Here is a 26,490-nt window from a genome sequence, read left to right on the forward strand (position 1 = left end):
AATTTTGTGTGCGTTGTCAAACGGAAATAATCGTCGATTTGTAAATAGAACCCGCCGCGTGCGGGTTTTTTCATGTACGGCGCATTCTGCAAAGTGTTGGCTTCGTTCGGCAGTCCGCGCCCGGCGATGGCACAATCGCTCGCAAATGCACGCAATCAGGAGCAGAAGTGGCGAATCTGGATCTGGACAATCCGTTTCTCGAAGCGCTCGGCGCGACCTTCACCGAATGGCGCGCGGGCTATGCCGAATTCACGATGCCGATCCAGGCGGGCCATCTGAACCGGCAGCGCATCCTTCAGGGCGGCGCGATCGCCACGCTGCTCGACGCGGCGTGCGGCTACGCGGGCCTTTTCACGACGGACGACGTGCCCGTGCACGGCTTCACGCTCTCGCTGACCGTGAACTATCTCGATCGCGGTATCGGCGACAAGGTCGTCGCGAAGGGTTTTCTCGAGCGGCAGGGGCGCTCCGTGTACTTCGCGCGCGGCGAGGCGTGGGTCGACGATCGCGTGATGATCGCGAGCGCGCAAGGCACGTTCAAATACGCCCGCTGATTCCGGCACGTCCGCCGATGGCCACGCGAAATCTCCTCCGACGCCTCGATCTCACGACGCTGCAGCTCTTTCTCGCGGTGTTCGAGGAGGGCACGCTCACGCGCGCGGCCGAGCGCGAGGCGATCGCGGTGTCGGCGGCGAGCAAGCGGCTGCTCGAACTGGAGCAGGCCGTGGGCGCCGTGCTGTTCGAGCGCAAGGCGCGCGGCATGCAACTGACGCCTGCGGGCGAAATGCTGCTTCATCACGCGCGACGTGTGTTGCGCGATGTCGAGAACATCGGCATCGAACTCGCCGAACATGCGAGCGGCGTGCGCGGCTATGTGCGGATGATGGCGAACCTGTCCGCGATCGTCGAATTCCTGCCGGAGGATTTGCGCGCGTTTTCGTCCGTGCACGATCAGATCAAGATCGATCTCGAAGAGCGGCCGAGCGGCGGCATCGTGGAGGGCGTGGCGGACAGTCTTGTCGATCTCGGTATCTGTTCCGGCGATGCCGACACGCGCGGACTTGAGAGCGCGCATTACCGGCACGATCGGCTGGCGCTCGTCATGCCTGGCGATCATCCGCTGGCGCGGCGCGAGAGCGTCGCGTTCGCGGAGACGCTGGATTTCGATCACATCGGGCTGCATTCGGCGAGCTCCATCAATATGCGCACACATCTCGCGGCGCGACAGGCGGGGCGTGCGCTGCGGCTGCGCATCCATGTGCCCGGTTTCGATGCCGTGTGCCGCATGGTGCAGGCCGGCATGGGAGTCGGCGTGCTGCCGTTGCAGGTGTTCGAGGCGATGGGCCGTCAGCTCGGGCTTGCGGCCGTGCCGCTCGATGATGAATGGGCTGCGCGTAGTCTTGTGATCGTCGTGCGGGATTCGGACGCGCTCTCGCCTGTTAGTCGGTTGCTCTTCGAGCATTTGCGGACCGTCGAAGCGCGGGGATAGGGGTTGTTGGTGGCGCATTTGCTCGTTGTTTTTCGTTGGATCCCGGTTTCGTGTCGGTCTATTAGCACTGCCCCTGTGCGGGGCGGCAGTCACTTTCTTTGCTGCTGCAAAGAAAGTAACCAAAGAAAGCAGCTTCTCACCGCCCGCGGTCACACGCAGTTTGGCCATGCTTGCCAGCCCGCGGTGGCCCTCGCCTAAGTGTCGCCCCCAAAGGACTTACCGGGCTTGGCTCGCGCACGGTCTGCCGCCCGAGACGATTCAGCGCGCTGGTTCAGCACGAAAGAGCTTCGGCACAGCGCTACGCGCTGCCGTTGGGTTATGCAAGGGAAACCATCGGTGTACGCAGCGCATTGAGATAACGGCGTTAGCAAAGAAGCCCGCACCGACCCGATTGACCGGTCGGCCGCGAAGCGGGCCGGAGCCATTTCGTGCTGAACCAGTTTGTTGTGTGGTGCGATGTGACAGACCGTGCGCGAGCCAAGCCCGGTAAGTCCTTCGAGGGCGACACTTAGGCGAGTGCCGCCTGCGGCTGGCAAGCATAGCCAACGTGCGTATGACCGCGGGCGGTGAGAAGCTGTTTCTTTGGTTACTTTCTTTGCAGCAGCAAAGAAAGTGACTGCCGCCCCGCACAGGGGCAGTGCTAATAGACCATCGCGAACGCGGGATCCGGCGAAAACCCAAAACATTTCGAACCAAGCCCCCAACGACCGTTCGCATTCCACGAACGATCCTTGCCGAAATGCGGTTGGACGCCCATGAGCGTTCGCCAATAAGCTTGTCTCCACAGTACAAATCAGGAGACAGGCACCATGAGCGGACCCCTTCAAGGCATTCGCGTCATCGAAATCGGCACGCTGATCGCAGCGCCTTTCGCGGCGCGCATGCTGGCCGAGTTCGGCGCGGAAGTCATCAAGATCGAAGCGCCGAACAGCGGCGATCCCCTTCGCAAATGGCGAAAACTCCACGAGGGCACGTCGCTCTGGTGGTATCTGCAGTCGCGCAACAAGAAATCGGTGTGCGTGAATCTCAAGTCGTCCGAAGGCGCGGACGTCATCAAGCGACTGGCCGCCGATACCGACATCGTCATCGAAAACATGCGCCCTGGCGCGCTCGAAAAGCTCGGCCTCGGCTGGGACGTGCTGCACGCGATCAACCCCAAGCTCACGATGGTCCGCATCTCCGGCTACGGCCAGACAGGCCCGTATCGCGATCGGCCGGGCTTCGGCGCGATCGGCGAAGCGATGGGCGGCATCCGCTACACGACGGGCGACGCCGAAGGCCTGCCGGCGCGCGTCGGCGTGAGCCTCGGCGATTCGCTCGCGTCGCTGCACGGCGTGATCGGCGCGCTGATGTCGGTGTTGCGCGTGAAGACCGGTCAGGGCGATGGACAAGTGGTCGATGTCTCGCTCGTCGAAAGCGTCTTCAACCTGATGGAAAGCCTCGTCCCCGAATACGACCTGCTCGGTCATGTGCGCGAACGCAGCGGCGGGGCGCTGCCGGGCATCGCGCCGTCGAATACGTATCGCACGGAAGATGGCGGCTTCGTCGTGATCGCGGGCAATAGCGATCCGATCTACAAGCGCCTGATGCACGTGATCGGCCGCGCCGATCTCGCCGACGATCCCGCGCTCGCCCACAACGACGGCCGCGTGAAGCAAAGCGCGATGCTCGACGAAGCGATCACCGCCTGGACCTCGCATCACTCCATGGACGACGTGCTCGCGACGCTCGAACGCGAGGAAGTGCCGTCGGGCCGCATCTACTCGGTCGCGGACATCGTCGACGATGCGCATTATCGAGCGCGCGACATGCTCTTGCAGGCGGACTTGCCGGGCGGCGCATCGGTGAAGATGCCCGGCATCGTGCCGAAGCTCTCCGACACCCCGGGCGAAGTGCGCTGGCAAGGCCCGGCGCTCGGCGAGCATACGCAATCAGTGCTGGAATCGCTCGGCTTTCACGCCGATGAAGTGCAGCGGCTGCGAGCCGAAGGAGCGGTTCAATGAATCATGCATACAAAGAACCGCTGATCGTTCAGGAAGTCGCGCCGCGCGACGGCTTGCAGATCGAAAAGCAATGGGTCGAAACCCAGGACAAGACCGCGCTGATCGATGCTCTTTCGGCGTGCGGATTCACGCGTATCGAAGCGGGCTCGTTCGTGTCGCCCAGGGCGATTCCCGCGCTGCGCGACGGCGACGCGGTGTTCAACGGCATCCGGCGTGAAGCGGGCGTGGTCTATGTCGCGCTCGTGCCGAACGTGAAGGGCGCGGAACGCGCGCTCGCCGCCCGCGCCGATGAACTCAATCTCGTGATGTCCGCGAGCCAGACGCACAACCGCGCGAACATGCGCATGAGCTGCGAGTCGTCGCTGGCCGGATTCGGCGATGTCGTGCGGCTCGTCGAGGGTGCTGCTTCGAAGGTCTCATTGAACGCCACCGTGGCCACCGCCTTCGGCTGTCCGTTCGAAGGGCGCATCGACGAGGACCGCGTCGTGTCGATCGTGCGGAGCTATCGGGAAATGGGCATCGCCGGCATCACGCTCGCCGACACGACCGGCATGGCGAATCCGCGCCAGGTCGCGCGGCTCGTTACGCGGGTGCTCGAAGACGTGCCTGGCGCGGACCTGACGCTGCACTTTCACAACACGCGCGGCCTCGGCCTCGCCAACGTCCTCGCCGCCTACGACGCCGGCGCGCGCCGTTTCGATGCCGCGCTCGGCGGTCTCGGCGGCTGTCCGTTCGCGCCGGGCGCATCGGGAAACATCTGCACCGAAGACCTCGTGAACATGTGCGACGAGATGGGCATTCCGACAGGCATCGATCTGCAAAAGCTGATCGCGCTGTCGCGCACATTGCCCGCGCTCGTCGGACATGAGGTGTCGGGACAAGTCGCGAAGGCGGGACGCAATTGCGATCTGCATCCGGTGCCCGAGTACGTGCGGGCAATCTGATTCAAAAGACCAGAACAATATTGGAGACAATCATGAGCGATCTGAGCGTAAGCGCGGCAGACAAGCCGCAAACAACCGAAAACACCGCGGACATCATCCGCAAGGTGGCATGGCGGCTGATGCCGCTCATCATGCTGTGTTATCTCTTCGCGTTCTTCGACCGCATCAACATCAGCTTCGCGAAGTTTCAGCTACAAAGTACGCTCGGTTTCTCCGACACGGCTTACGGCCTCGGCGCGAGTCTTTTCGTGATCGGCTATGTGCTGTTCGAAGTGCCGAGCAACATGCTGCTCTACAAGGTCGGCGCACGGCGCTGGATCGCGCGCATCATGATTTCATGGGGCATCGCGACCGCGCTGATGGTGTTCGTGCAGACGGAGTGGCAGTTCTACGGATTGCGCTTCATCATCGGCGCGATGGAAGCGGGCTTCGCACCGGGCGTGCTGTTCTACCTGACGCTGTGGTTCCCGGCGAGCTATCGCGGGCGCATCACGTCGCTGCTGTTTCTCGCGTCGGCGTTTTCGGGTCTGGTGGGCGCGCCGCTTTCGGGTCTCGTGCTCGGTCATATGAACGGCGTGTTCGGCATTGCCGGCTGGCACTGGCTGTTCCTGCTCGGCGGCCTGCCGTGCGTGCTGCTCGGTGTGCTCGTGCTGAAGGTGCTGAAAGATCGCATCGATGACGCCGCGTGGCTCACGAGCGCGGAGAAGACCTATTTGAAGAGCCAGATTTCTACGCAAAGCCAGCACACCGACACCGGCCACTCGCTGTTCGGCGCGATCAAGACGCCTGGCTTCCTGATGCTCGGCCTGATCTACTTCCTGATCCAGATCGCGTCGTATGGACTCAACTTCTGGGCGCCGCACCTGATTCGCGCGGCGGGCACGCAGAATCCGACGGTCATCGGTCTTCTGACCGCGGTGCCGTACATCTGCGGCGCGATCTGCATGGTCGTGGTCGGCCGCATGTCGGATCGCTCGGGCGAGCGCCGCAAGTTCGTCGCCATACTGCTCGTGATGGCGGCGATAGGCTTCTTCGCTGCGGGCATCTTCGACAAGCAGACGACGCTTCTCATCGCCGCGTTGGGCGTGATGGGCGCGGGCGTGATCGCTTCGATCCCGGCCTTCTGGGCGCTGCCGCCGAAGCTTCTGACCGGCGCGGGCGCGGCGGGCGGCATCGCGCTGATCAATACGCTGGGACAGCTCGGCGGCATCGTGAGCCCGGTGATGGTCGGGCGTATCCGCGACACGATGGGCAGCACGACGCCCGCGTTGTACGCGATCGGCGCGATGAGCATACTGTGCGCGCTGTTGCTGCTGTTCGGCTTGCCGCAATCGCTCAGGCAGCGCGATCATTCGGAGCACGAGGCCTGACGCAGCGCCTGCCTCGAATGTGAAAACGCCCGGTGGAACGTTGCTCGTTCGCCGGGCGTTTTGCTTTTACATTGCGGCAAGACGCAGGTCGTAGTCCATCAGAAGCGCCCGATGGTCTTCCCACATGCCGAAGTAATGGACCATGAAGCTATCCGGACGCCGAAAGATCCACGGCGTGTTGATGTCGATGAACGACGACACCTGCAAGTCCGGCCGCTCCGCGAGCGCCTGAATGAATCGATGCTGATCGCCCATGTTCGCGTAGACGTTGGACTTGTCTTCCAGCTTCGCGCACTCATCTATCACACGTGCAAACGCGTCATAGTTCTGCTGATTGCGCTGAAATCCCATGATGCCGGAGTTGAATATCCACGTGCCCGCATCGCGCGCGAGCACGGTTTCGCGTCCGTACGTGAAGGGTTCAAGCCGCTGATTCATGTCGTTGATGAGCACGTCGGCGTCGAGCCAGAACACCCATTGATGATTCGGCAGGTACTCGCGCAGCAGCGCGGCCTTGAACCAGTTAGCGGAAGTCTTGCCGTCGTTCAGTTGCGCCGGAATGTCGCGATGGACGTAGAGCGTGTAGCCGTGACGCTCGCAGTAGCGCCTGAAGTTCGCTTCCGCGATGCCTCCGTAATGCGCGACGTTCGGCGTATAGAGCATGACGAGCGCAATCGGCCGGTGCGGCTGAAAAACGCTGTGCGTCGATGTCTCGCGCACGCCCGTGTCGCCGAGCGTCATATAGGGCAGCCCGCGCGCGCGGCAGTGGTTGATGTGTTCGATGAGCGCCGTGCGAAAGCGGCGATGCTGCTTCTCGTCGCGGATGCTGATGGAGAAAGTCTTCCATTTGGCCCAGACGCTTTCGAGGTTGGGCGCCGCCGGGGTGACGAAGTGCACATCGTCGCCGACGCGATGCTGGAACGGGCATGAGGTGAACGCGTTCAGCAACTCGGCCTCGCGTTCCGGCAGCACGACGCCGAAACGGCAACGCTCGACGAGCTCCGCGACCTTCTGGCGGACGTCCGCCGTGTTGCGGAACATGAGGACGTCGGTCTGCGGCAGTTCGGATTCGGTGCAAACGACGAGCCAGTCGCGGCCCGCCATCATCTCCGGCAGGGGCATCGAGCGCAGGATGGCGGCGTTCTCGCTCAGCAACAGCACGATTTCGTTCGATTGGGCCTGTGCGAGATGGCGCAGAAGCGTTTCGTACTTATAGAGCCAGCGGGCGTGGTCGCTGCTGCCGGACAGTTCGGCGAAGTCGAGCTCGACGTGGCGATAGCCGTGCTCGCGCGCATAGTGGCGATGGTTGGCGAGCGCGGCCGGCGCGGGGTCGAAAAGGAGGCTGATGACGATCATGGAAGCTGTAAGCGAATGGAGAACTGCGCTTCGGCGCACGGTGCGGCGCCGCGTTGGAAACCGCTCGAATGAGCGAACCATCTAGCTTCGCTTGAAGACCGATTTGCCCGGATGGGAACTATCCGAAAACCGCATGTAACACGGCATTTCTCAAGCACTCATAGAATGTCCGAATGATCCGAAAATCCGCTTCCGCGACCGACGCCTTGCAGGGCTTCCATCCGGCCGTCGCCGGCTGGTTCCGCTCGCGTTTTCCCGCGCCGACCGCCGCGCAGGCGCGCGCATGGCCGCTCGTCCACGCGCGCCGCTCGACGCTCGTCGCCGCGCCGACGGGCTCGGGCAAGACGCTCACAGCCTTTCTCGCCGCCATCGACGAACTCGTGCGCGACGGCGTCGCGCTCGGCGGGACGCTGCCGGACGAGACGCGTGTGGTGTACGTGTCGCCGCTGAAGGCGCTGTCGAACGACATTCATGTGAATCTGGAGGAGCCGCTCGCGGGCATCGCACAGACGCTGCGCGAATCCGGCGTGGCCGCGCCCGAGATCCGCGCGGCCGTGCGCACCGGCGACACGACGCAGCAGGAGCGCAACGCGGTGAAAAAGCGTCCGCCGCATATTCTCGTGACGACGCCCGAATCGCTCTACGTGCTGCTTTCGTCCGATTCGGGCCGCGCGATGCTCTCGACCACGCGCACGGTGATCGTCGATGAAATTCATGCGGTGGCGGGCAGCAAGCGCGGTTCGCACCTGAGCCTGTCGCTCGCCCGGCTCGACGCGCTGTGCGAGGACGCGGGCGGCGAGCGGCCGGTGCGCGTCGGTCTGTCGGCGACGCAAAAGCCGATCGAACTCGTCGCGAAGTTTCTCGTCGGCGAAAATGAGCCGTGCGAGATCGTCGATGTGGGTCACGTGCGCGCGCGCGATCTCGCGCTCGATATCCCGCCGATGCCGCTCGAAGCGATCATGTCGAACGATATGTGGGAGCGCGTCTACGACCGCCTCGCGGAACTCGCCGGGCAGCATCGCACGACGCTCGTCTTCGTCAACACGCGCCGCATGGCCGAGCGCGCGGCGCGGCATCTGACCGAGCGCCTCGGCAAGGAAGCGGTCGCGGCGCATCACGGCAGCCTCGCGCGGGAACATCGGCTGGACGCGGAACAGCGGCTGAAGCGCGGCGAGTTGCGGGTGCTGATCGCGACGGCGTCGCTGGAACTGGGCATCGATATCGGCGATGTCGATCTCGTCTGCCAGATCGGTTCGCCGGGGTCGATCGGCGCGTTCTTGCAGCGCGTCGGGCGTTCGGGGCATCACGTCGGCGGCGTGCCGAAAGGGCGGCTCTTTCCGACCTCGCGCGACGATCTGATCGAATGCGCGGCGCTCGTCGATTGCGTGCGGCGCGGCGAACTCGACGCGCTGACGATTCCGCGCGCGCCGCTCGACGTGCTCGCGCAGCAGATCACCGCCGAAGTCGCATGCCGGGAATGGGGCGAAGACGAACTCTTCGAGCGCATCACGCGTGCGTATCCGTACGCGACGCTCGACCGCGCACATTACGAGGCCGTGCTGCGCACGCTCGCGGAAGGCTATACGGGCCGGCAGGGCGTGCGCGCGGCTTACGTGCATCGCGATGCGGTCTCGCGCACGCTGCGCGGCCGGCGCGGCGGCAAGCTGACGGCGGTCACTTCGGGCGGCGCCATTCCCGACAACGCCGATTTCTCCGTGATCCTCGAACCGCAGGGCTTGCAGATCGGCACGGTGAACGAGGATTTCGCCGTCGAGAGCCTCGCGGGCGACATCTTCCAGCTCGGCAATACGTCGTACCGGATCATGCGCGTGGAAGGCGGGCGCGTGCGCGTGGAAAACGCCAACGGCCAGCCGCCGAACATCCCGTTCTGGCTCGGCGAGGCGCCGGGGCGCAGCGACGAGCTTTCGCACGCGATTTCCCGTCTGCGCGCCGACATCGACACGCGACTCGATGACGGCGTGGATTCCACCGTCGCGTGGCTCGCGGGGGAAAGCGGCATCGGTGACGAGCCGGCGCGGCAGATCGTCGATTATCTGGCGCGCTCGCGTGCCGCGCTCACCGTGCTGCCGACGCAGGACACGCTCGTCATGGAGCGCTTCTTCGACGAATCCGGCGGCACGCAGCTCGTCATCCACGCGCCGTTCGGCAGCCGCGTGAATCGCGCGTGGGGTCTCGCGCTGCGCAAGCGCTTTTGCCGCACGTTCAACTTCGAATTGCAGGCGGCGGCGACCGAAGACGCGATCGTGCTGTCGCTGACGGGCAGCCACAGCTTCGCGCTCGACGAAGTGTGGCGCTATCTGAAATCGGCGACGGCGGAACACGTGCTGATCCAGGCGCTGCTCGACGCGCCGCTGTTCGGCGTGCGCTGGCGCTGGAACGCGACCAATTCGCTCGCGCTGCCGCGCTACACCGGCGGGCGCAAGGTCGCGCCGCAACTGCAGCGCATGAAAAGCGAGGATCTGCTCGCGGCCGTGTTTCCGGATCAGGTCGCGTGTGCGGAGAACATCGCGGGCGAACGTGATGTGCCGGCGCATCCGCTCGTCGAGCAGACCATCGACGATTGTCTGCACGACGCGATGGACAGCGACGCGTGGCTCGCGCTCTTGCGGCGCATCGAAACGGGCGATGTGCGGCTCGTCACCCGCGAACTGCCTGCGCCGTCGCCGCTCGCCGCCGAGATTCTGTCGGCGCGTCCGTACGCTTTTCTCGACGATGCGCCGATCGAGGAACGCCGCACGCAGGCCGTGCTCGCGCGCCGCTGGACCGATCCGCGCTCGGCGGACGATCTCGGCGCGCTCGATCCCGAGGCGATCGCTAGCGTGCGCGACGAAGCGTGGCCCGACGTCACGAGCGCCGACGAAATGCACGAGGCGCTGACGACGCTCGCCTGCATCGCCGAGACCGAAGCGCAACGCGACCCGCAATGGCTTGCATGGCTCGACGCGTTGGCTCGCTCCGGCCGCGCGACGCGCTTGCGGATCGCGGAGCACGACGCGTTGTGGACGCCCGTCGAGCGTCTCGCGTGCGTGCGCGCCGTCTATGAGCACGCGCCGATGCATCCCGCGCTGCACCCGCCGCCCGGTTTCGACGACGCCTGGGCGCCCGACGATGCGCTCGTCGAGATCGTGCGCGCACGATTGTCAGGATTCGGACCGCTGACGGTGCCGGAGATCGCGCGTCCGCTCGCGCTGCCCGCATCGGCGATCGCGCTCGCATTGACGCGGCTCGAAGCGCAGGGCTACGTGATGCGCGGACGTTTCACGCCGGGCGCGCAGGCCGAGGAATGGTGCGAGCGTCATCTGCTCGCGCGGATTCATCGCTATACGGTGCGGCGGCTGCGTCGCGAGATCGAGCCGGTCGAGCGCCAGGATTTCATGCGCTTTCTGCTCGAGTGGCAGCGCGTCGCGCCCGAAGCGCGTGGCGAGGGCCGCGACGCGCTCGGCGCCGTGCTGGAGCAGCTAGAAGGATTCGAGGCGCCCGCCGTCGCATGGGAGGATGAAATCCTGCCGGCGCGCATCGCCGATTATTCCGGCATGTGGCTCGACGACCTCTGCCGCGCGGGCAAGCTGGTGTGGACGCGACCGGCGGGCCGTTCGCGTGCGTCGGGCGGCCCGGTGCGCGGCACGCCGATCGTGCTGCTGCCGCGCCGTCATCTCGATGCGTGGAACGGGCTCATGCGCCCGGACGAAGCGCCGCAGCTTTCGTCGCGCGCCGAACGCGTGTTCGACGCTCTGAAAGCCCACGGCGCGATGTTCTTCGACGAACTGCTCGACGACGTGCGGCTCTTGCGCACCGAGCTCGAAGACGCGCTCGGCGAACTCGTCGCGCTCGGGCTCGTCAACGCCGACAGCTTCGCGGGCCTGCGCGCGCTCCTCGCGCCCGCGGCGAAGCGCAACGCGTTCGCGCGTCGTCCGAGGCGCGGCGGCCTCCTCATCGGCGGAATGGACGATGCGGGGCGCTGGGCGCTCCTGCGCCGCGCGAAGCCCGACGATGCGCGCGACGAAGCCGATATCGAGCACGTCGCGCTGACGCTGTTGCGGCGCTATGGGGTCGTGTTCTGGCGGCTTCTGGAGCGCGAGGCGCAATGGCTGCCGCCGTGGCGCGACCTGCTGCGCGTCTATCACAGGCTGGAAGCGCGTGGCGAGATTCGCGGCGGGCGCTTCGTCGCCGGGCTGGCGGGCGAGCAGTTCGCGCTGCCCGACGCGGTGCCGCTCCTGCGCGACATGCGCAAGCGGCCGAAGGACGGCGCGTTCGTCGCGCTATCGGCGGTCGATCCGCTCAATCTCGTCGGCACCTTGCTGCCGGGCGAGAAGGTGCCGGCGCTCGCGGGCAATCGCGTGCTGTATCTCGACGGCCTGCCGGTCGGCGCGGTGGTCGCCGGCAAGACGCGTTATTTCGGCGATGTCGAAGGAGAAGGGCGCGAGCGTGTGCGCCTCGCGCTCGTCAAGCGCTCGGCGCGTTCGCTGGGTACGTCGTTCGGAAGCGGGATGACGGGCACCGGCGTGCCGGTGCGCCATTGACGCAGCGAGAGATGCAATCCCTCGCTGATGGTGTTACGTCTTCGTCACGATCTTGGTCGTGAACGGCCCGGTTTGGGCGGCCGGCACGTCCTTCACCGGCACGCCCGGATAATCGACGACACGATTCGTGTTCGACGCGGGCCGGATGCGAAACGACGCCCGCGAGCCCTCGCGCGCGCCGCCGACGATCGTATGCATCGCCTGCCTGTCGAGTTCGACGCTGTCGGCGAGATCCCTGATTTTGAGGACGGCCATGGATGTTTCCTCCAGAATGGGGAGTCGTAGTCGAGTATAGACAATCCGCCTTGCCGCGCCGGACCGACTCCACGATCCGGCGCGCCATACTTCGGTCGGCAAACGCCGATGGCGGCGAAAGGCGCATGCCTTTTGCCGCAAGGACGTTCGCTATTTCTCTTGCGAAAGCCGTGCCAAGGCGCGGTTCAAACCCGGATAAATCGCGCAAGGCCATGAATTGCCAGCGTTTTATCCGGTGCCATCCATGATCGGAACAATGATGCAGCGCGCGATCTGCCGCCGCCGCGCCGACACTCGCCACCGATGTGTCGGTATCCGAACGACATGTGCGCGATGCCGCTCATGATCGAAAACGCCATTTGCGAAAGCGTCATGTGAAGGCTAGTATCGAACGAGCACCGGGGTTTTGTTACTACAAGTAGTTTCGATCGATTGGAGACGCATCGCGACGCACAGATGACAAGTTTTGCGCAAGCGATTCGTACTTTTCGGGGCGACGGCGGGTCGCGCGACGAGTTCTTCGCGGGAGTGGACGGCGCATTGGCGACCGAGCAGACTCCGGCGAAGCGGCTCATGGAAATCCTCGACGAGGAGCATGCGGCGCGACCGTTGCCTCCCGACATCTATGCGGCCATCCGCCGCCGCATCGAGCATACGGGGCGCATGCGTCCGGAAGCCGATTCCCCCACGGGCCCCGCGAGCCGCGACGAGACGCGCCTGCAGACCTCACCCGGCTTTGCGCCGCCGCAGTCGCGCGATCCGAGCAGCGGCACCGGCAGCCAGGCGACGCAGGTGATGGTCGATCACGATCAGCAGATGAAAGGCGTCGGCGACACGCTCAACAGCCGCTTCGTGCTGGAGGAATGTCTCGGCATCGGCGGAATGGGCACCGTGTACAAGGCGCTCGATCTGCGCAAGCTCGAAGCGTCGGATCGGCGGCCGTATGTCGCGATCAAGGTGCTCAATCTCCAGTTCCGCGGCAATCCGAAATCGCTGATCGCGCTCCAACGCGAGGCGCGCAAGGCGCAACAGCTCGCGCACCGGAACATCGTCACTGTTTACGACTTCGACCGCGACGGCCAGATCGTCTATCTGACGATGGAATATCTCTCCGGCCAGCCGCTGTCCCGATTGCTTCGGAACCCGAATTTCAAGGGCATGCCGTTCTCCGAGGTCTTTCCGATCTTCAAGGGCATGGCCAACGCGCTCGCCTACGCGCACGAACGCGGATTCGTTCACTGCGATTTCAAGCCGCCCAACGTGTTTTTGACGGACACGTCGGAAGTGAAGGTGATCGATTTCGGCATTTCGCGCGTCATTCAGCGGCCCGAGGAAGAATCCGAAGCCACCGTGTTCGATCCCGGCAGTCTCGGCGCGATGACACCCGCGTACGCGAGCCCGGAGATGATGGAGCATCGCGAACCCGATCCGCGCGACGATATCTACGCGCTCGGCTGCATCACGTATGAACTGCTGACGGGCAAGCATCCGTTCGACCGCGTGCCCGCGCTGCAGGCGAGGAGCGCGGGCATGAAGCCGCAGCGCCCCGAGCATCTCGGCAACAGGCAGTGGAAAGCGTTGAAGGCCGCGCTCGCGTTCGAGCGCGAGGCGCGCACACCGACCGTCGCGCAATTCCTCGAAGAGATCGCCGAGGAGCACGCCGCGCCGGCCACGGGCCGCAAGCAGAAAAAGGGCGGCGCGCCGAAACTCGCGATCGGCGCGGCGGCGGTCGTGGCGGCGTTGATCGCCGGAGCGGGTTATTACTTCTACGATCAGTCGGGACGCGGCGAGGAAAGCGCGCGCGAAACGCCGTCGCGTCCATCGGAAGGAAGCGCCACAGGCGCGGTCACCACGCACGCGCCCGAGAACGCGGCGCCGGCTTCCGCGGTGGCGATCACGCCCGCAGCGCCGCCGACACCCGTTCCCGAACTCACGATGGCAGCCGTCACGCCCGTGCTCGCGAGCGTGCCGTGTTCGGCGCTCGTCGCGTCGGTGCACGATCAGACCGTCGACGTGCAGGGCTTCGTGTCGCAGAAGTTCGGTCTCGCGCGCCTGAAGGAAACGCTCGGCCGCGTGCCGGGCGTGAAGACGACGAACTTCGGCGTGCAGCAGGTCGCCGACGACAAGTGCGATCTGCTCAAGGTGTACGGCCCGTTCTGGACGGCCAACCGGCAGTCGGGCCGGCCCGCGTCGGTGCACACGCGTTCGCGCGCGACACGTCTCATCGAAGGCGATCCGCTGATCATCGATCTGATGACGCCGGCGTTCGAGTCTTACGTCAACGTCGATTACTTCATGCTCGATGGCAGCGTCGTGCATCTGCTGCCCAATACGCGCTCGCGTGACAACCAGGCGCCGGCGAACTACACGGCGACCATCGGCACGATGGGCGACTGGGTCGTCGGCAAGCCATTCGGTTCGGAGATGATCGTGCTGACGGTCACGCCCGCGCCGCTCTTCGATTCGGCGCGCCCCGACAGCGAGGCGAAGCCCGAATATCTGCGTGCCGTCGAGAAACGCCTTGCCGCGCTGACGGGCAAGTACGGCCGCGATCGCGTGGCCGTCGATATTTTCCAGATCACGACGCAGGGAAAGAAATAAGGCCGGCTCGCCGTTACCGGACGCCGGCCCTCGTCAGAGACGCGCGAGGCTAGCTCTTGGGCTTCTCGATAGACGCCTTCAGTTCCTTCAGCGCGTCTTCCATACGCTTGCTGACGAGCGCATAGGCTTCCGCCTGAGTCTGCTGAGTGGTGCGCGCGATGTCCTGCATGTCGGCGAGCGCGTTGTGCAGCGCGCGTTGCACGACTTCATTGGCGTTGAACGGGGGTTGCGTCGACGTATTGGCGAATTGCTTTGCGATGTTTTCCAGATCGCTCAAGGTACGCCGCAGAATTTCGACCTGTTTGTCGCGCAGCGCTTCCATGCCGCCGAACGCGACGCGGTTGGTCGCCGCGAGCGCTTCCACATCCTTGCGCCGCGATTCCATGATCGCAGTGACGTCGAACCCCGGAAGCTGGTACTGCTGGAACATGGCGGCAAACTGGCTGAACGGGTCGCTGAAATTTTGATTCATCGTGCCTCCCCAGGGTTCTGTCGGTCGAATGCGAGCCATTCTTGCGGGCAAAGGCGAGGATGACCCGGGCAGCATGCGCCGTGCGCGCGAGATCATGCCAACGCGCAACGAGCACCTGATACTACCAATATAAGCGCCGGAAATGGGGCAAGGGAAAACACCAGAACGAGCGATCGTTATCGCCGGGGAGCGTGCCGGCGAAGCAGGTTGATGCAGGTCAACGCATGCCGCGCCGCGCAAACGACCATGAAATCATGCCGGCGCGATATCGGCATAGAACCCGATGTGGCCGCGAGAAGCGACCACGCGAGCGGCCAGCGCCGTCCGATGCTCGGGAGAACATCATGATCAATGGTGAAGGGCGCATCGTCGCGGCCTTGGGCGCCGTGTTCGTGACGCTGGGCGGCATCCATGCTTCGTTGCGCGGCCTGCTATTCGACGAGACGGCCGTGATGTATTACGGCGTGCTCGCGATTCTCGTCGGGGCTGCGTCGTTCGTCGTGATGCTCACACCGTTTCCGAGCGACGAGCCCTGACGTTCCCGCACGTCGATCAGATTCCCTCCTCGCCGGCGAAGACACCGTGCTCCGCCTTGATCTGTTCGCGGTCGATGCACTGCACGTGCCAGCGTCCAGTACTCTTCGTCGCCGTGCCGTCCGCATACCACAGCACGCGTCCGGCGAGGCCTTCGCACGGGCCGTCGGGTGCGTCGACGTCGAGGCGCTCCAGCACGCAGATCGGCTCGCCGACCTGCTGGCCGCAGATCATCGTGCCGTTCGAACCTGAGCGCAAGCCTCCCCAGTCCGGCACTTCGACCGCCTGGTGGCCCTCGCGCGACCAGCGCCGTGTTTCCTTGTCGAGCCACAGGATGGCGTAGGCCGCCGATTGAGCGCCTTCGAAACCATCCAGCTTGACCGTGATACGCATGTCATCCTCCATGAAACGATTCGATGGACGAGACGCTCAGCACTTTCGCACTGGCCATGAGCGTCGTCGATGAATGGCGGCTTGCGCCGCGCGTATTGTTAAGCGTTACTGCGCGGCCCAAACGGACCGCGATGACAGGTTCGAACTGCGCGCGGCGGATAAGTTTTAACGCCGCGCATGTAATGGGTTCCATCGCCGATGCGACCGTGAATTGCGCCGCGCTGCAACAGCGATGACAGTCGAACCAGTAAAGCAAGACCGATGCCGAAATGCCGCTTCGCTTCTGAACTGCATGGCTTTAGTTTAGTACGACAATCTGACGCTTCGGAGACAAGCATCGGAGGCACATTGCCGCATGCACGCGCGATCCACGGTCGATGAACGCGGCGCATCATCGGGCGATGTCACGTTACATCGACGCTCGCTGGTCGTGCATACGTGCACCACGCCGGCTTCGCGCGCCCCACGGCATTGCTGACGCGCACGATGTGTCGCACCGCTCGCAACGCAAAGCGCTGCACTGCAATATCGAAAAATTCAGGAGACGTACTCATGCGTGCAATGGTTTTCGACGGCAACGCTCCCGTTCTGCAGATGCTCGATATGCCCGATCCCGCGCCGCGCGCGGGCGAACTGCTCATCGACGTTCGTGCGTGCGGCGTGTGTCGCACGGATCTGCATGTGGTCGACGGCGAACTCGCGCATCCGAAGCGGCCGGTGATTCCGGGACACGAGATCGTGGGAACGGTCGCGCAACTCGGCGCTGGCGTGACGGACTTCGCGCCCGGCGATCGCGTGGGCGTGCCGTGGCTCGGTCATACATGCGGGCAGTGCCGCTACTGCGCGGCGGGCCGCGAGAATCTGTGCGATACGCCCGGCTTCACGGGCTATACGATCGACGGCGGCTATGCGCAACGTGTCGTCGCCGATGCGCGCTATTGCCTGCATCTGCCGCAGCGTTATTCCGATGTCGAAGCGGCGCCGCTCCTGTGCGCGGGACTCATCGGCTATCGCACGCTCGCGATGGCGGGCGATGCGCAGCGCATCGGCATCTATGGCTTCGGCGCGGCCGCGCATATCGTCGCGCAGGTGGCGAACCATGAAGGGCGTTCGGTCTACGCGTTCACGCGTCCGGGCGATACCGCCGCGCAACGGCTCGCGCTCGATCTGAAGGCGCATTGGGCGGGCGGCAGCGACGAGACGCCGCCGGACGAACTCGACGCCGCGCTCATCTTCGCGCCGGCCGGCGCGCTCGTGCCCGCGGCGCTCAAGGCGGTCGCGAAGGGCGGCGCCGTGGTGTGCGGCGGCATCCACATGAGCGACATTCCTTCGTTTCCGTACGAACTGCTATGGGGCGAGCGCCGCGTCATGTCCGTGGCGAATCTCACGCGCGAGGATGGGCGCGCGTTCATGGACATCGCCGGGCAGTTTCATCTGGATCTGCACACGACGCCTTATCCGCTCGACGAGGCGAACCGCGCGCTTGCCGATCTGCGCGAAGGCAGGCTCACGGGCGCGGCCGTGCTCACGGTGCGCGCTTAGTTCGGATAAGTCGACGAACGTTCGTCAGTGATGTTCGAGCATCGTGCGATCCACGATGCGCACCTGCCGCCCATTGAGCCCGATCGCGCCCTCGCGCTGCAGCTTCGAAAGCGTGCGGCTCACGGTTTCCAGCTCCAGGCCCAGATAGCTGCCGATATCCGCGCGGGTCATCGGCAGAATCAGTTCGTTCGTCGGGTCGCCAACGGACGAGGCGCGCGCGTCGAGCCGTTCTGAGAAGTCGAGCAGGAAGGCGGCGACGCGTTCGCGCGCGGGCATCGTGCCGAGCATCAGCGCGAGACGCGACGCGCGCACGATTTCCGCGCTCATGATCGCGAGCAGTTCGTGCTGCATCGCCGCGTACTCGCGGCACAAGGGTTCGAGTATGCCGACCGGCATGATGCGCACGACACTCGATTCGAGCGCGATGGCGTCGCTTTCGTGCCGGCCGGTGCACACGCCGTCGAGACCGAGCGTTTCGTCCGCGAAGTGGAAACCCGTGACCTGCGTGTGCGGAGCGCTGTCGTCGTTGCTGCTGGGAAAGGTCGCGACGGTCTTGAAGCATCCGCTTTGCACCGTATAGACGCTGCGCAGCGGCTCGCCCATGCAGTAAAGCGCGTCGCCGCGCTCGACGGTGCGCGTCGGAAACGGAATGGCGTCGGCGTCGGAGAAGCGCACGTGCAGCGTCGGCGCGGCGCGCCTCGCCGAAGCGCCTGGATCGATAGACGGTTCCATGAGGAATTTCCTCCTACAACCCAGTATGGTTCACGGACGAAGGAAAGGACAACCCGGCGCGTTCGCGGTGCGGCGTTCAGAATTCGATATCCAGCTCGTCGATTTCTTCGGCTTCCTGCTGTGCATCCGCAATCCACTGGCGCATTTCCGGCATCGCGAGAATGCGCTCGCCATACGCGACGATATCGGGGTCGAGCTTCACGTCGTAGGTGACGAAGCGCGTGACGACCGGCGCGAACATCGCATCCGCGCACGAACGTTCGCCGAACAGATACGGACCGCCGTATTGCGCGAGACACTCGTGCCAGATGGTCACGATGCGCTCGACATCGGTCTGCGCGCGTGCCCACACCTTGAAGCCGGGAAAGTGCGCCTTGAGGTTCATCGGCAGGGCGGAACGCAGCGCGGCGAAGCCCGAATGCATCTCGCCGCAGATCGCCCGGCAATGCGCGCGCTCGGCGCGTTCCTTCGGCAACAGTCCGGCATCGGGACATACTTCGTTCAGATATTCCGCAATCGCGAGCGTGTCCCAGACTTTGATGCCATCATGAAAGAGACAGGGCACGAGAATCGATGGCGAGAGCAGCAGGAGCTCGGCGCGCGCGCCGGGATCGTCGGCGGGCATCACGACTTCATCGAACGGCAGCCCGCTGAACTTCGTGAGCAGCCAGCCGCGCAGCGACCAGGACGAATAGTTCTTGCTGCTGATGGTGAGCGTGGCGTTCGCCATGAGCGTCTCCTCGGACGTCGTGCACCAGGACGGATCGAGCATGGTGCGTGTTGGCACCGAAAGGCGGCAAAACGCGCTCGTGAATGGTAACAGTGCAAAGGGTATGCCAATTGTTCAGTCGGGTGAGCCGCCGCCTCGGTCGACTGGCATAGCTATTGCCTTATTTCGACGCTCCATATCGACGCATGCGCCGCCCGCGTGCAAGAGAGATGAATCCCTTTGCTTACGCGGGCTATCAGGCCTGGTCCGATTCGATGCTGCCCATGCGCCACGCCGCCGCGCTCGTCGAGGGCGCGCTGCGTGTCTGGAAGGAGATCGGCGCGACGCCGCAGGGCCGCGGCCTCACGGCGATCTGCGAGCTGATCGAGCTGTCCGGGCTCACGCATACTCGCCCGGCCTTCGATATCGCGGAAGTGAACGTCGATGGCAAGCCGATGCGCGTCGTGGAAGAGGTCGCCGCGCGCACGCCGTTCTGCGACCTGCTGCATTTCCGCAAAGACGAGGTATCCGTCGCGCAGCCGCGCGTGCTCGTCATCGCGCCGATGTCCGGCCACTTCGCGACCCTGCTGCGCGGCACCGTGCGCACCATGCTCGCGGACCACGACGTCTATATCACCGACTGGCGCAATCCACGCGACGTCTCGCTGATGCACGGCCGTTTCGGCTTCGACGAGTATGTGCACCACCTCATCGACTTCATCGAAACGATCGGGCCGGGGACGCATCTGCTCGCGGTGTGTCAGCCGACCGTCGCGGCGCTCTCGGCGGTCGCGCTGATGGCCGAGGACCGGCATCCCGCCGAGCCGGCCAGCATGACGCTGATGGCCGGTCCGATCGACACACGCGTGAATCCGACGCGCGTGAACGAGCTCGCGAAGAGCAAACCGATCGAATGGTTCGAGCGCAATCTGATCGGCATGGTGCCGTTCGGCTTCGCGGGCGCGATGCGGCGCGTCTATCCGGGCTTCGTGCAACTGGGCGCGTTCATGTCGATGAATCTCCCGCGTCACCTCGAATCGTTCGAGGAGATGCACTATCAGCGCGCGAAGGGCGACCCCGCGCAGGCGGACGCGATCCGCGTTTTCTACGAGGAATATTTCGCGACGATGGACCTCACCGCGGAGTTCTATCTGGAAACCGTCGATACCATCTTTCAGCGGCACGCGCTGCCGTTGAAGCAGCTCGAAGTGCGCGGCCGCAAGGTCGATCCGTCGGCGATCCGGCGCACCGCGCTCTTTACCGTCGAGGGCGAGCGCGACGACATCTGCGCGGTCGGCCAGACGCTCGCCGCGCAGGATCTGTGCGACAAGCTGCGGCCTTACCTGAAGGCGCATCACGTGCAGACGGGCGTCGGGCACTACGGCGTGTTCAACGGCAAGCGCTGGGAGCGGCAGATTTATCCGCGCATCCGCGCGTTGATCCACGATAACGAGCCGAGCCCGGCCGGCGTCAACGCGCGTGCGCAACCGCTGGTCCCGTTGCAGGCGATCGCGCCGCTCGCACGCGAATCGACGGTCGTCGAGGAACAGGCGCAGGCGGCGCAGCAGGGCGGCGACAAGCAGGCGATCGCCGATCCCGACGACGCTCACGCAACGGAGTAGCGCTAGCTCGCCGCAACACCCGAAAGCGGCAGCACGATGCGCGCTTCCGCGCCGCCGCCTTCGCGCGCGCGCAATTCGAGCGTGCCGCCGTGCAGCCGCGCGATGCGCTCGACGATCGCGAGACCCAGCCCCGTGCCTTTCGGCTGGCCTTCGCCGCCGCCGCGTTTGAACGGTTGCTTGAGCGCTTCCGGATCCTGTCCGCCGAGTCCCTTGCCGCGATCCGCGATCACGACGCAGGCGGCTTTCGCCTGCGTGTCCGTCCACGTGCGCACTTCCAGCCCGACGACGCCGTACAGCACCGCGTTCTGCATCAGGTTCATGAGTATGCGCATCATGCTGATGGGACGGAACGGGAACGGTTCGATAGCACCGAGATCGAGCGCGAACTCGTGCCCCAGTCCCGCGAAATCGGCGGCGAGATTGGCAACGAGCGCGTTGAGATCGCCGACGACGGGCGTCTCCTTCGCGCCGCTGCCCGCGTAGTCCATGAACTGCTGAAGAATCGTGTCGATGGTGTCGAGATAGCCCTCCGCCGATGCCGCGAACGACGCGTCCTTCGACGGTATGGAGGACATCGCCATGGCGAGGCGCAGCTTGGTCATCGGCGTGCGGATGTCGTGCGAGATGCCCGCGAGCATCAGTGCGCGCGTCGCTTCGGCTTCCTTCAGCGCCGCTGTCATGCGATTGAACGCGCCGCTCACCTGCGCGATTTCGGTCGGGCCGTCCGTCGGCAGGACGCCGGGCTCGCCGCCCGCGGAAACGAGCCGCGCGGCATCGGCGAGATGCGCGAGCGGGCGATTCAGGTGACGCTGGATCACATAGGCCGTCGCGAACGCGAGCGCGCCGAGTCCGAGCGAAAGAAGGAGGGCGGTCACGAGGCCGTCGTCGTGCGCGGCTTCGGGCACCGGCAGCGCAAGCCAGCGCGGCTCGCCCGACAGATGCGCGCGGATCCACAATCGCTGCTGGCCGTCGTCGGCCGTGTCGCTGCCTTGCCAGCGCACGAGCATGTCGGCGGGCAGATGCCGCCGCAAGCTCTCGACGAACGTCTGCCGCTGATACGTTTGATAGAAGCGCAGGCGCGATCCCGGCGCCGTCTCGTGCGCGCCGGCGGGCAGCTCGGCGTGAATGTCGAGATGCGCGGCGACGGTTTGCGCGGCGTCGGGCGGCGTCGTTTTCAGGAGCGTGTCGAGCGTGACGATATAGCTCGCGAACGTCGCGGCCGCCCGCTCGATGCGCGGCGTCTGGATGAAGTGCAGCAGCACCGCGATCGCGCACACCTGGCTCACCGCGACGAGCGCGACGAGCAGCAGGATATTGCGCGCGAAGAGCGAGCGCGGCACGAGCGACACAGGGCGTACGCGAGGCGCGGCGCTCACGATTCGATTTCGGCGAGCAGCATGTAGCCGACGCCCCAGACGGTCTTGATGAAGCGCGGCTTGCCCGAGTCTTCCTCGATGATCTGACGCAGCCGCAGCACCTGCACGTCGATGCTGCGATCGAGCGCGTCGTGATCGCGGCCGCGCGTGCGTGCGATGAGGTTGTCGCGGCTCACCGCGCGGTTCGGCGACGAGCCGAGCGCGTGAAGCAATTGCATCTGCGCGGAATGCATTTCGAACGGCTCGCCGTTGCGATAGAGCTTCTGCTTGGCGAGATCGAGACGGAATTCGCCGAAGCGGACGACCTGCTGCGTGTGCGTCGGATCGCCGGCGGCGATCTTCTGGCGGCGCAGCAACGCGCGCACGCGAGCGACCAGTTCCTGTGGCAGGAAGGGCTTGGCGAGGTAATCGTCGGCGCCGGTTTCGAGTCCGATCACCTTGTCGACCGGATCGCCCTTGGCCGTGAGCATGAGGATGGGCAGCGTCTGGCCTTCGGCGCGCAGGCGCTTGCAGACCGAGAGGCCGTCTTCGGGCTCCATCATCCAGTCGAGCACGAGCAGATCGAAAGGCTCGCGCTGAAGGTAGCGGTCGAGCCGCTTGCCATTCTCGACGACGCGCACCTCGAAACCTTGCGAACTCAGAAAACGCTGCAGCATGTTGCGCAACTCGGCTTCGTCGTCGAGCACGATGATCTTCGGCAGGATTTCCATGGATGCTCCGGATCAGCGTTGCGCGGCGTGCTCGCGCATGAAGGCTTCGATTTGCGGCAGCGTCACGTAGCCGTTCTTCTGCGTGTCGATCTGGTCGAAGTGCTTGGCCACCATCGGCATGCCGGCCGATGCCTGCGCGCGAGTGAGCTTGCCGTCGTGCGTCGTGTTGGCGCTCGAGAAGCGCGTCTGCAACTGCCCGAGCGCGTGTTCGACGCGCGGGCTCGCGCCCATCGGCTGCGTGGCGGTTTGCGCGAACGCGCCGCCCGACGTGGCGCACGCCGCGCATGCGGCAAGGATGACAAGAATTTTTCGCATGGCTCTCTCCCTGGTCCGGGTACGAATGAATGTCGACGGTGATGTCATTCTATTGAGCCGCGCGGCGAACGCAATCTCGTGAATGCTACGAATCATGTCGCCGGATTGCATGCGAGATTGCGACGACATGCGGCGACACAAGTTATGGCTCACGTTCCGGGCGACGCTTCGCTATCGTTCTCATCGCCGGCAGATGTGTTTCGTTCACGCTGCCGAAATCCATGACTCACGATGCATGAGGACTTCACCATGAACATCCGTTTGCTCAGCGTTTCCGCCGTCGCCGCCATCAGCCTGACCTGCGCGGAATCCGCGTTGGCCGGAACGAGCGTGCAGGTTTCCTATGTCGCGCCCGCCGTCGTCTATGCGCCGCCGCCGCGTCCCGTGTATTACTACGCGCCGCCGCCGAGGCCGACTTATTACTATGTGCCCGCGCGCACCGTGGTCGTCGCGCCCGTGGCGGTCGCAGTGCCTCCGCCTCCGCCTCCGAGGCCCGTCGTCGTCGTGTCGCCTTATGCGGTCGCGCCGGCCGTCAGGATCACCTATGCGCAGCCGGTGTTCGCGGCGCCGGTCGTCGTGATGCATTGACCGCCATGCGCATCGATCGCGACGAGCCGCGATGCAATGCACGGCTGGCTCGATCGCGGCCTCCTATACTGGATGAACCGCGTCGGGCCCGATGTGCCGATGCGGAGGCGACCCGGCGCCCCGCGCCGTTTCATGGCGTTCCAACAGGAGGATCGAGCCATGCTATTCATCGTCAACTGGACTGCGCAGCCCGAGGTCGAACGACAGGCGGCCGAACGATTCCTGCAAACGCGCGGCGCGCCGCCCGAGGGCATCAGGCTGCTGGGACGCTGGCATGCGATCGGTTCCATCTGGGGCGTCGCCGTCTGCGAATGCGACGAAATCGACCCGCTCGCGCGCTGGGCGCATGAATGGGCCGATCTGTTCATGTTCGACATCAAACCGGCGATCACCGACGAGCAGGTCGGAAAAATGCTCGCGGAACACGCGGAGCGGCAATAGAGAAAAAGCGCGGCGATTCTTCGTACGAACGGCGACTCCGCGAGGACCGGCGCGTTAGGGTTTGTTTGGCTTGCAGCGGAACGCACGATGCCCCATCATTACAAACGTACTAGTTAGTTCAAATTTGAGCGCCGTTCGCGATTCCCGCATTGTTGCCGCAAGGATGGCGCCGTCAAGGAGCGAAGCGTGACCCAATCCCCTACGAAAGAACCCTGCGTGATATCGGTGGCGATCACCGGCTCGGTGCCGCGCAAGAAGGACAATCCCGCGGTGCCGATCACGATCGCCGAGCAGATCGAGAGCACGCACGAGGCGTATGAAGCGGGCGCGACACTCGTGCACCTGCATGTGCGTGACGAAGACGAACGCTCCAGCTCGGACCGGCATCGGTTCGCGGAATTGCAGGAGGGCATTCGCAAGCATTGTCCGGACATCATCATCCAGTTCTCGACGGGCGGTCGCGGACGCTCGTTCGAACAACGCGGCGCGATGCTCGACCTGAAGCCCGACATGGCGTCGCTCGCGACGGGCTCGGTCAACTTTCCGACGATCGTGTATGAGAATCCGCCCGATTTCGTGCGCTCGCTCGCGCAGATGATGCTCGATCACAACGTGAAGCCCGAGATCGAGATTTTCGATCTGGCGATGCTCTATAGCACCGTCGATCTCGTGAATCAGGGTCTGCTGAAGCCGCCCGTTCACGTGCAGTTCGTGCTCGGCGTGAAGAATGCGTTGCCCGCGCGGCTCGAGATTCTCGAGTTCGAAGTCGAGCAGTTGAAGAAGCATCTGCCCGATGCGACGTGGACGGCTGCGGGCATCGGGCGTCATCAGCTTGAGGTGAATCACTGGACGTTGCAGTTGGGCGGGCATTGTCGGACGGGACTGGAAGACAACGTGCGCTGGGACAAGGACACGCTCGCGAAGAGCAATGCGCAGTTGGTGAGCCGGGTGGCGTCGCTGTGTGCGGAGTATGGAAGGCCGGTGGCGACGGCGAAGGAAGCGCGCGAGTTGTTGTCGATTTGAGTGTTGGTTATGTGGGTCGAGGCGCGCCGTTGGGAAACCACGGCGCGCTTTTTGTTTGTGGTGTGCGAAGGATGCGCATCGCGGCCCGTTTTCCCTTGATGGTCGACGCGGATTTCTCTGCGGCGTCGTATGCGGACGGCGTCCGGGCTCGACCTCGTGAGCACAACGAAGCCGAGCGTAGAAGCGAATTCTGTCTCGGCGTTTATCGCTCTCCATTCCCGACTTATCTCAGGCGGTTTTCCAATCGCTCGCGAATTTGGATTTGCCTGTCATTGACAATCAATTAGATTAACTAGCTGACTAAAATCAGTTAATAAAAATTTCGAAGCATTTACGGCTAAGAAAGTTTTCCGGTAACGCGCGTGAATCGCCGGCGAAGTTGCGATTTTTCTGCATCAAGCGGCGATTTTCAGAACATATCAATTGAGAATTTCTAGAGAAACGTCAAGAATTGCGTGATTCGCCTGGGACAAGGTGCCGTCAGCAATCCCCTATTCTGGTTTGTTAGATCAGTACAACGAACTAACAAGTCTGGTCAACTCCATTGAATGCTCTTCTATTTCGATTGTCGGCGCGATCCGACGCAATCGAAACCCGAGCAATGACGAGCTATTTCTTTTTACCTGTCCTGGCGAGCAGGCGTCTAACGCCGAGTCACAAAATTGCGATTGAATCTACGAGGTTTTTGAGTGAACAAGACATATAAAGTGGTTTGGAGCCAGGCGTGTGAAAAGTGGGTTGTGGTGCCAGAACTCGCTCGAACGAGGGGGAAGAGCACGAAGCGATCGGTGGTTGTGGCAGCTTCCACGATGGCCACGCTTGCGGGCGGAACTGCGCACGCGGTGGAGGCGAATAGCTATACGAACGGCGTCTTCGATTCGAGTGCGCTTTCGAATTGCTTCTCATCGACGGCTAGCGGTCCGCAGAATGGCGCAGATTGCGACAGCGGCGGCAAGACTGGCGTGGGATTTGTGGCGTTCAATCAAGCTGCCTTAGCGGGCGCTTATGCGCTTGCTCCAGACTCCTACACGCTTCTGTTTGGCACCGCGGGGTCCGACCAGTTCGCCATCGTCACGGATCCCATCGCTGGAACGACCACGATCAACGCCTATGCGCAGATCAACATGAACCGCAACAAGATCACGGGAGTGGCGGCGGGAATGTTGAGTAATGGCAGCCTCGACGCGGTCAACGGCACCCAGCTTTTTGGGGTATCCAGTTCGATGTCCGCGGGCCTGAGCACTGCGTCGAGCAGAGTGAGTTCGCTATCGACGGGCCTGAGCACAGTGAATTTGAGTCTCGAATCGCTGTCGACATCGACCTCGACGGGCCTGAGCACGGTGGCCTCGGTCGTCACTTCGCTTTCCACCGGCCTCAGTACAGTAACCTCCAACGTGAGTTCGCTCTCGACGGGCGTGAGCACGATCACGTCCAACGTAAGCTCACTGTCCACCGGCGTGAGCACGGTGACGTC

At 64.3% G+C, this 26,490-nt stretch carries 24 protein-coding genes; 15 read left to right on the forward strand and 9 right to left on the reverse strand.

The window, feature by feature from the left end; genetic code table 11:
• The first annotated feature begins 167 nt into the window (after nt 1–167).
• The 5 genes from QCE73_RS29225 to QCE73_RS29245 all read left to right on the forward strand — a co-directional run bounded on the left by QCE73_RS29225 (nt 168) and on the right by QCE73_RS29245 (nt 5,806).
• Nucleotides 168–554, forward strand: coding sequence for a PaaI family thioesterase (locus QCE73_RS29225; protein WP_035507391.1), 387 nt, complete (start codon nt 168–170; stop codon nt 552–554).
• 17 nt (nt 555–571) lie between these two features.
• Nucleotides 572–1,489, forward strand: a complete 918-nt coding sequence (locus QCE73_RS29230) for a LysR family transcriptional regulator (RefSeq protein WP_309884671.1) — start codon at nt 572–574, stop codon at nt 1,487–1,489.
• Between the two features lie 809 nt (nt 1,490–2,298).
• Nucleotides 2,299–3,492 (forward strand): CaiB/BaiF CoA-transferase family protein, encoded by a 1,194-nt coding sequence (locus QCE73_RS29235; protein WP_309884672.1) that lies wholly within the window; start codon nt 2,299–2,301, stop codon nt 3,490–3,492.
• Nucleotides 3,489–4,436, forward strand: a complete 948-nt coding sequence (locus tag QCE73_RS29240; protein ID WP_309884673.1) for a hydroxymethylglutaryl-CoA lyase — start codon at nt 3,489–3,491, stop codon at nt 4,434–4,436. Before QCE73_RS29235 ends, QCE73_RS29240 begins: the two co-directional genes overlap by 4 nt.
• A 32-nt stretch (nt 4,437–4,468) precedes the next feature.
• Nucleotides 4,469–5,806, forward strand: coding sequence for an MFS transporter (locus QCE73_RS29245; RefSeq protein ID WP_309884674.1), 1,338 nt, complete (start codon nt 4,469–4,471; stop codon nt 5,804–5,806).
• Between the two features lie 66 nt (nt 5,807–5,872).
• Here QCE73_RS29245 and QCE73_RS29250 read toward each other — a convergent pair whose 3' ends face one another.
• Nucleotides 5,873–7,162, reverse strand: coding sequence for a hypothetical protein (locus QCE73_RS29250; protein ID WP_309884675.1), 1,290 nt, complete (start codon nt 7,160–7,162; stop codon nt 5,873–5,875).
• Nucleotides 7,163–7,335: 173 nt separating this feature from the next.
• On the opposite strand from QCE73_RS29250, the gene QCE73_RS29255 reads away from it, so the two are divergent.
• The gene (locus QCE73_RS29255; protein WP_309884676.1) at nt 7,336–11,703 is read left to right on the forward strand and encodes a DEAD/DEAH box helicase; all 4,368 of its coding nucleotides are present in this window, start codon (nt 7,336–7,338) and stop codon (nt 11,701–11,703) included.
• Between the two features lie 33 nt (nt 11,704–11,736).
• Here QCE73_RS29255 and QCE73_RS29260 read toward each other — a convergent pair whose 3' ends face one another.
• The gene (locus tag QCE73_RS29260) at nt 11,737–11,958 is read right to left on the reverse strand and encodes a hypothetical protein (protein ID WP_309884677.1); all 222 of its coding nucleotides are present in this window, start codon (nt 11,956–11,958) and stop codon (nt 11,737–11,739) included.
• A gap of 456 nt (nt 11,959–12,414) precedes the next feature.
• Here QCE73_RS29260 and QCE73_RS29265 point away from each other — a divergent pair, with 456 nt between their 5' ends.
• Entirely contained in the window at nt 12,415–14,559 is a 2,145-nt protein-coding gene (locus tag QCE73_RS29265) for a protein kinase domain-containing protein (RefSeq protein WP_309884678.1), read from the forward strand.
• A gap of 49 nt (nt 14,560–14,608) precedes the next feature.
• On the opposite strand, the gene QCE73_RS29270 is transcribed toward QCE73_RS29265, so the two are convergent.
• On the reverse strand, nt 14,609–15,127 hold the full coding sequence (locus tag QCE73_RS29270; protein ID WP_309884679.1) for a phasin family protein: 519 nt from the start codon (nt 15,125–15,127) through the stop codon (nt 14,609–14,611).
• Between the two features lie 248 nt (nt 15,128–15,375).
• On the opposite strand from QCE73_RS29270, the gene QCE73_RS29275 reads away from it, so the two are divergent.
• On the forward strand, nt 15,376–15,567 hold the full coding sequence (locus tag QCE73_RS29275) for a DUF2964 family protein (RefSeq protein ID WP_035501982.1): 192 nt from the start codon (nt 15,376–15,378) through the stop codon (nt 15,565–15,567).
• Between the two features lie 16 nt (nt 15,568–15,583).
• Here the strand turns inward: QCE73_RS29275 and QCE73_RS29280 are convergent, their stop codons facing one another.
• Nucleotides 15,584–15,958: a DUF3564 family protein gene (locus QCE73_RS29280; RefSeq protein WP_035502024.1), complete on the reverse strand. Its 375-nt coding sequence runs from the start codon at nt 15,956–15,958 to the stop codon at nt 15,584–15,586.
• A 23-nt stretch (nt 15,959–15,981) separates the two neighbouring features.
• Here QCE73_RS29280 and QCE73_RS29285 point away from each other — a divergent pair, with 23 nt between their 5' ends.
• A complete protein-coding gene (locus tag QCE73_RS29285) occupies nt 15,982–16,194 on the forward strand; it encodes a hypothetical protein (RefSeq protein ID WP_309884680.1) in 213 nt (70 codons plus the stop codon).
• 316 nt (nt 16,195–16,510) lie between these two features.
• Nucleotides 16,511–17,500, forward strand: a complete 990-nt coding sequence (locus QCE73_RS29290) for a zinc-dependent alcohol dehydrogenase family protein (protein WP_309884681.1) — start codon at nt 16,511–16,513, stop codon at nt 17,498–17,500.
• Nucleotides 17,501–17,524: 24 nt separating this feature from the next.
• On the opposite strand, the gene QCE73_RS29295 is transcribed toward QCE73_RS29290, so the two are convergent.
• Complete coding sequence (locus QCE73_RS29295) at nt 17,525–18,232, reverse strand: helix-turn-helix domain-containing protein (RefSeq protein ID WP_309884682.1); 708 nt, start codon at nt 18,230–18,232, stop codon at nt 17,525–17,527.
• A gap of 76 nt (nt 18,233–18,308) precedes the next feature.
• Nucleotides 18,309–18,962 carry a glutathione S-transferase family protein gene (locus QCE73_RS29300; protein ID WP_187606366.1) on the reverse strand — a complete coding sequence of 218 codons (654 nt, stop codon included), beginning with the start codon at nt 18,960–18,962 and terminating at the stop codon, nt 18,309–18,311.
• Nucleotides 18,963–19,171: 209 nt separating this feature from the next.
• Between QCE73_RS29300 and QCE73_RS29305 the strand changes: the two genes are divergently transcribed.
• A complete protein-coding gene (locus QCE73_RS29305; protein WP_309884683.1) occupies nt 19,172–20,563 on the forward strand; it encodes a polyhydroxyalkanoate depolymerase in 1,392 nt (463 codons plus the stop codon).
• A 2-nt stretch (nt 20,564–20,565) separates the two neighbouring features.
• Here the strand turns inward: QCE73_RS29305 and QCE73_RS29310 are convergent, their stop codons facing one another.
• Genes QCE73_RS29310 through QCE73_RS29320 form a run of 3 tightly spaced genes read right to left on the reverse strand, consistent with a single transcriptional unit; the run spans nt 20,566 to nt 22,964 of the window.
• Complete coding sequence (locus QCE73_RS29310) at nt 20,566–21,912, reverse strand: ATP-binding protein (RefSeq protein WP_309885277.1); 1,347 nt, start codon at nt 21,910–21,912, stop codon at nt 20,566–20,568.
• A gap of 23 nt (nt 21,913–21,935) precedes the next feature.
• Entirely contained in the window at nt 21,936–22,649 is a 714-nt protein-coding gene (locus QCE73_RS29315; RefSeq protein ID WP_035501976.1) for a response regulator, read from the reverse strand.
• A 12-nt stretch (nt 22,650–22,661) separates the two neighbouring features.
• The gene (locus tag QCE73_RS29320; protein WP_035501975.1) at nt 22,662–22,964 is read right to left on the reverse strand and encodes an EF-hand domain-containing protein; all 303 of its coding nucleotides are present in this window, start codon (nt 22,962–22,964) and stop codon (nt 22,662–22,664) included.
• A gap of 249 nt (nt 22,965–23,213) precedes the next feature.
• Between QCE73_RS29320 and QCE73_RS29325 the strand changes: the two genes are divergently transcribed.
• From QCE73_RS29325 to QCE73_RS29340, 4 genes are all read left to right on the forward strand, one after another.
• Nucleotides 23,214–23,552, forward strand: a complete 339-nt coding sequence (locus tag QCE73_RS29325; RefSeq protein WP_309884684.1) for a hypothetical protein — start codon at nt 23,214–23,216, stop codon at nt 23,550–23,552.
• A 159-nt stretch (nt 23,553–23,711) separates the two neighbouring features.
• Nucleotides 23,712–23,993, forward strand: a complete 282-nt coding sequence (locus tag QCE73_RS29330) for a DUF3303 family protein (protein ID WP_309884685.1) — start codon at nt 23,712–23,714, stop codon at nt 23,991–23,993.
• A gap of 186 nt (nt 23,994–24,179) precedes the next feature.
• Nucleotides 24,180–25,016 (forward strand): 3-keto-5-aminohexanoate cleavage protein, encoded by an 837-nt coding sequence (locus tag QCE73_RS29335; RefSeq protein ID WP_187606362.1) that lies wholly within the window; start codon nt 24,180–24,182, stop codon nt 25,014–25,016.
• A 689-nt stretch (nt 25,017–25,705) separates the two neighbouring features.
• On the forward strand, nt 25,706–26,490 hold a 785-nt coding region (locus QCE73_RS29340), incomplete at its 3' end, for an ESPR-type extended signal peptide-containing protein (protein WP_309884686.1).

This window comes from Caballeronia sp. LZ029, from assembly GCF_031451275.1.
GTDB classification, from domain to species: Bacteria; Pseudomonadota; Gammaproteobacteria; order Burkholderiales; family Burkholderiaceae; genus Caballeronia; species Caballeronia jiangsuensis.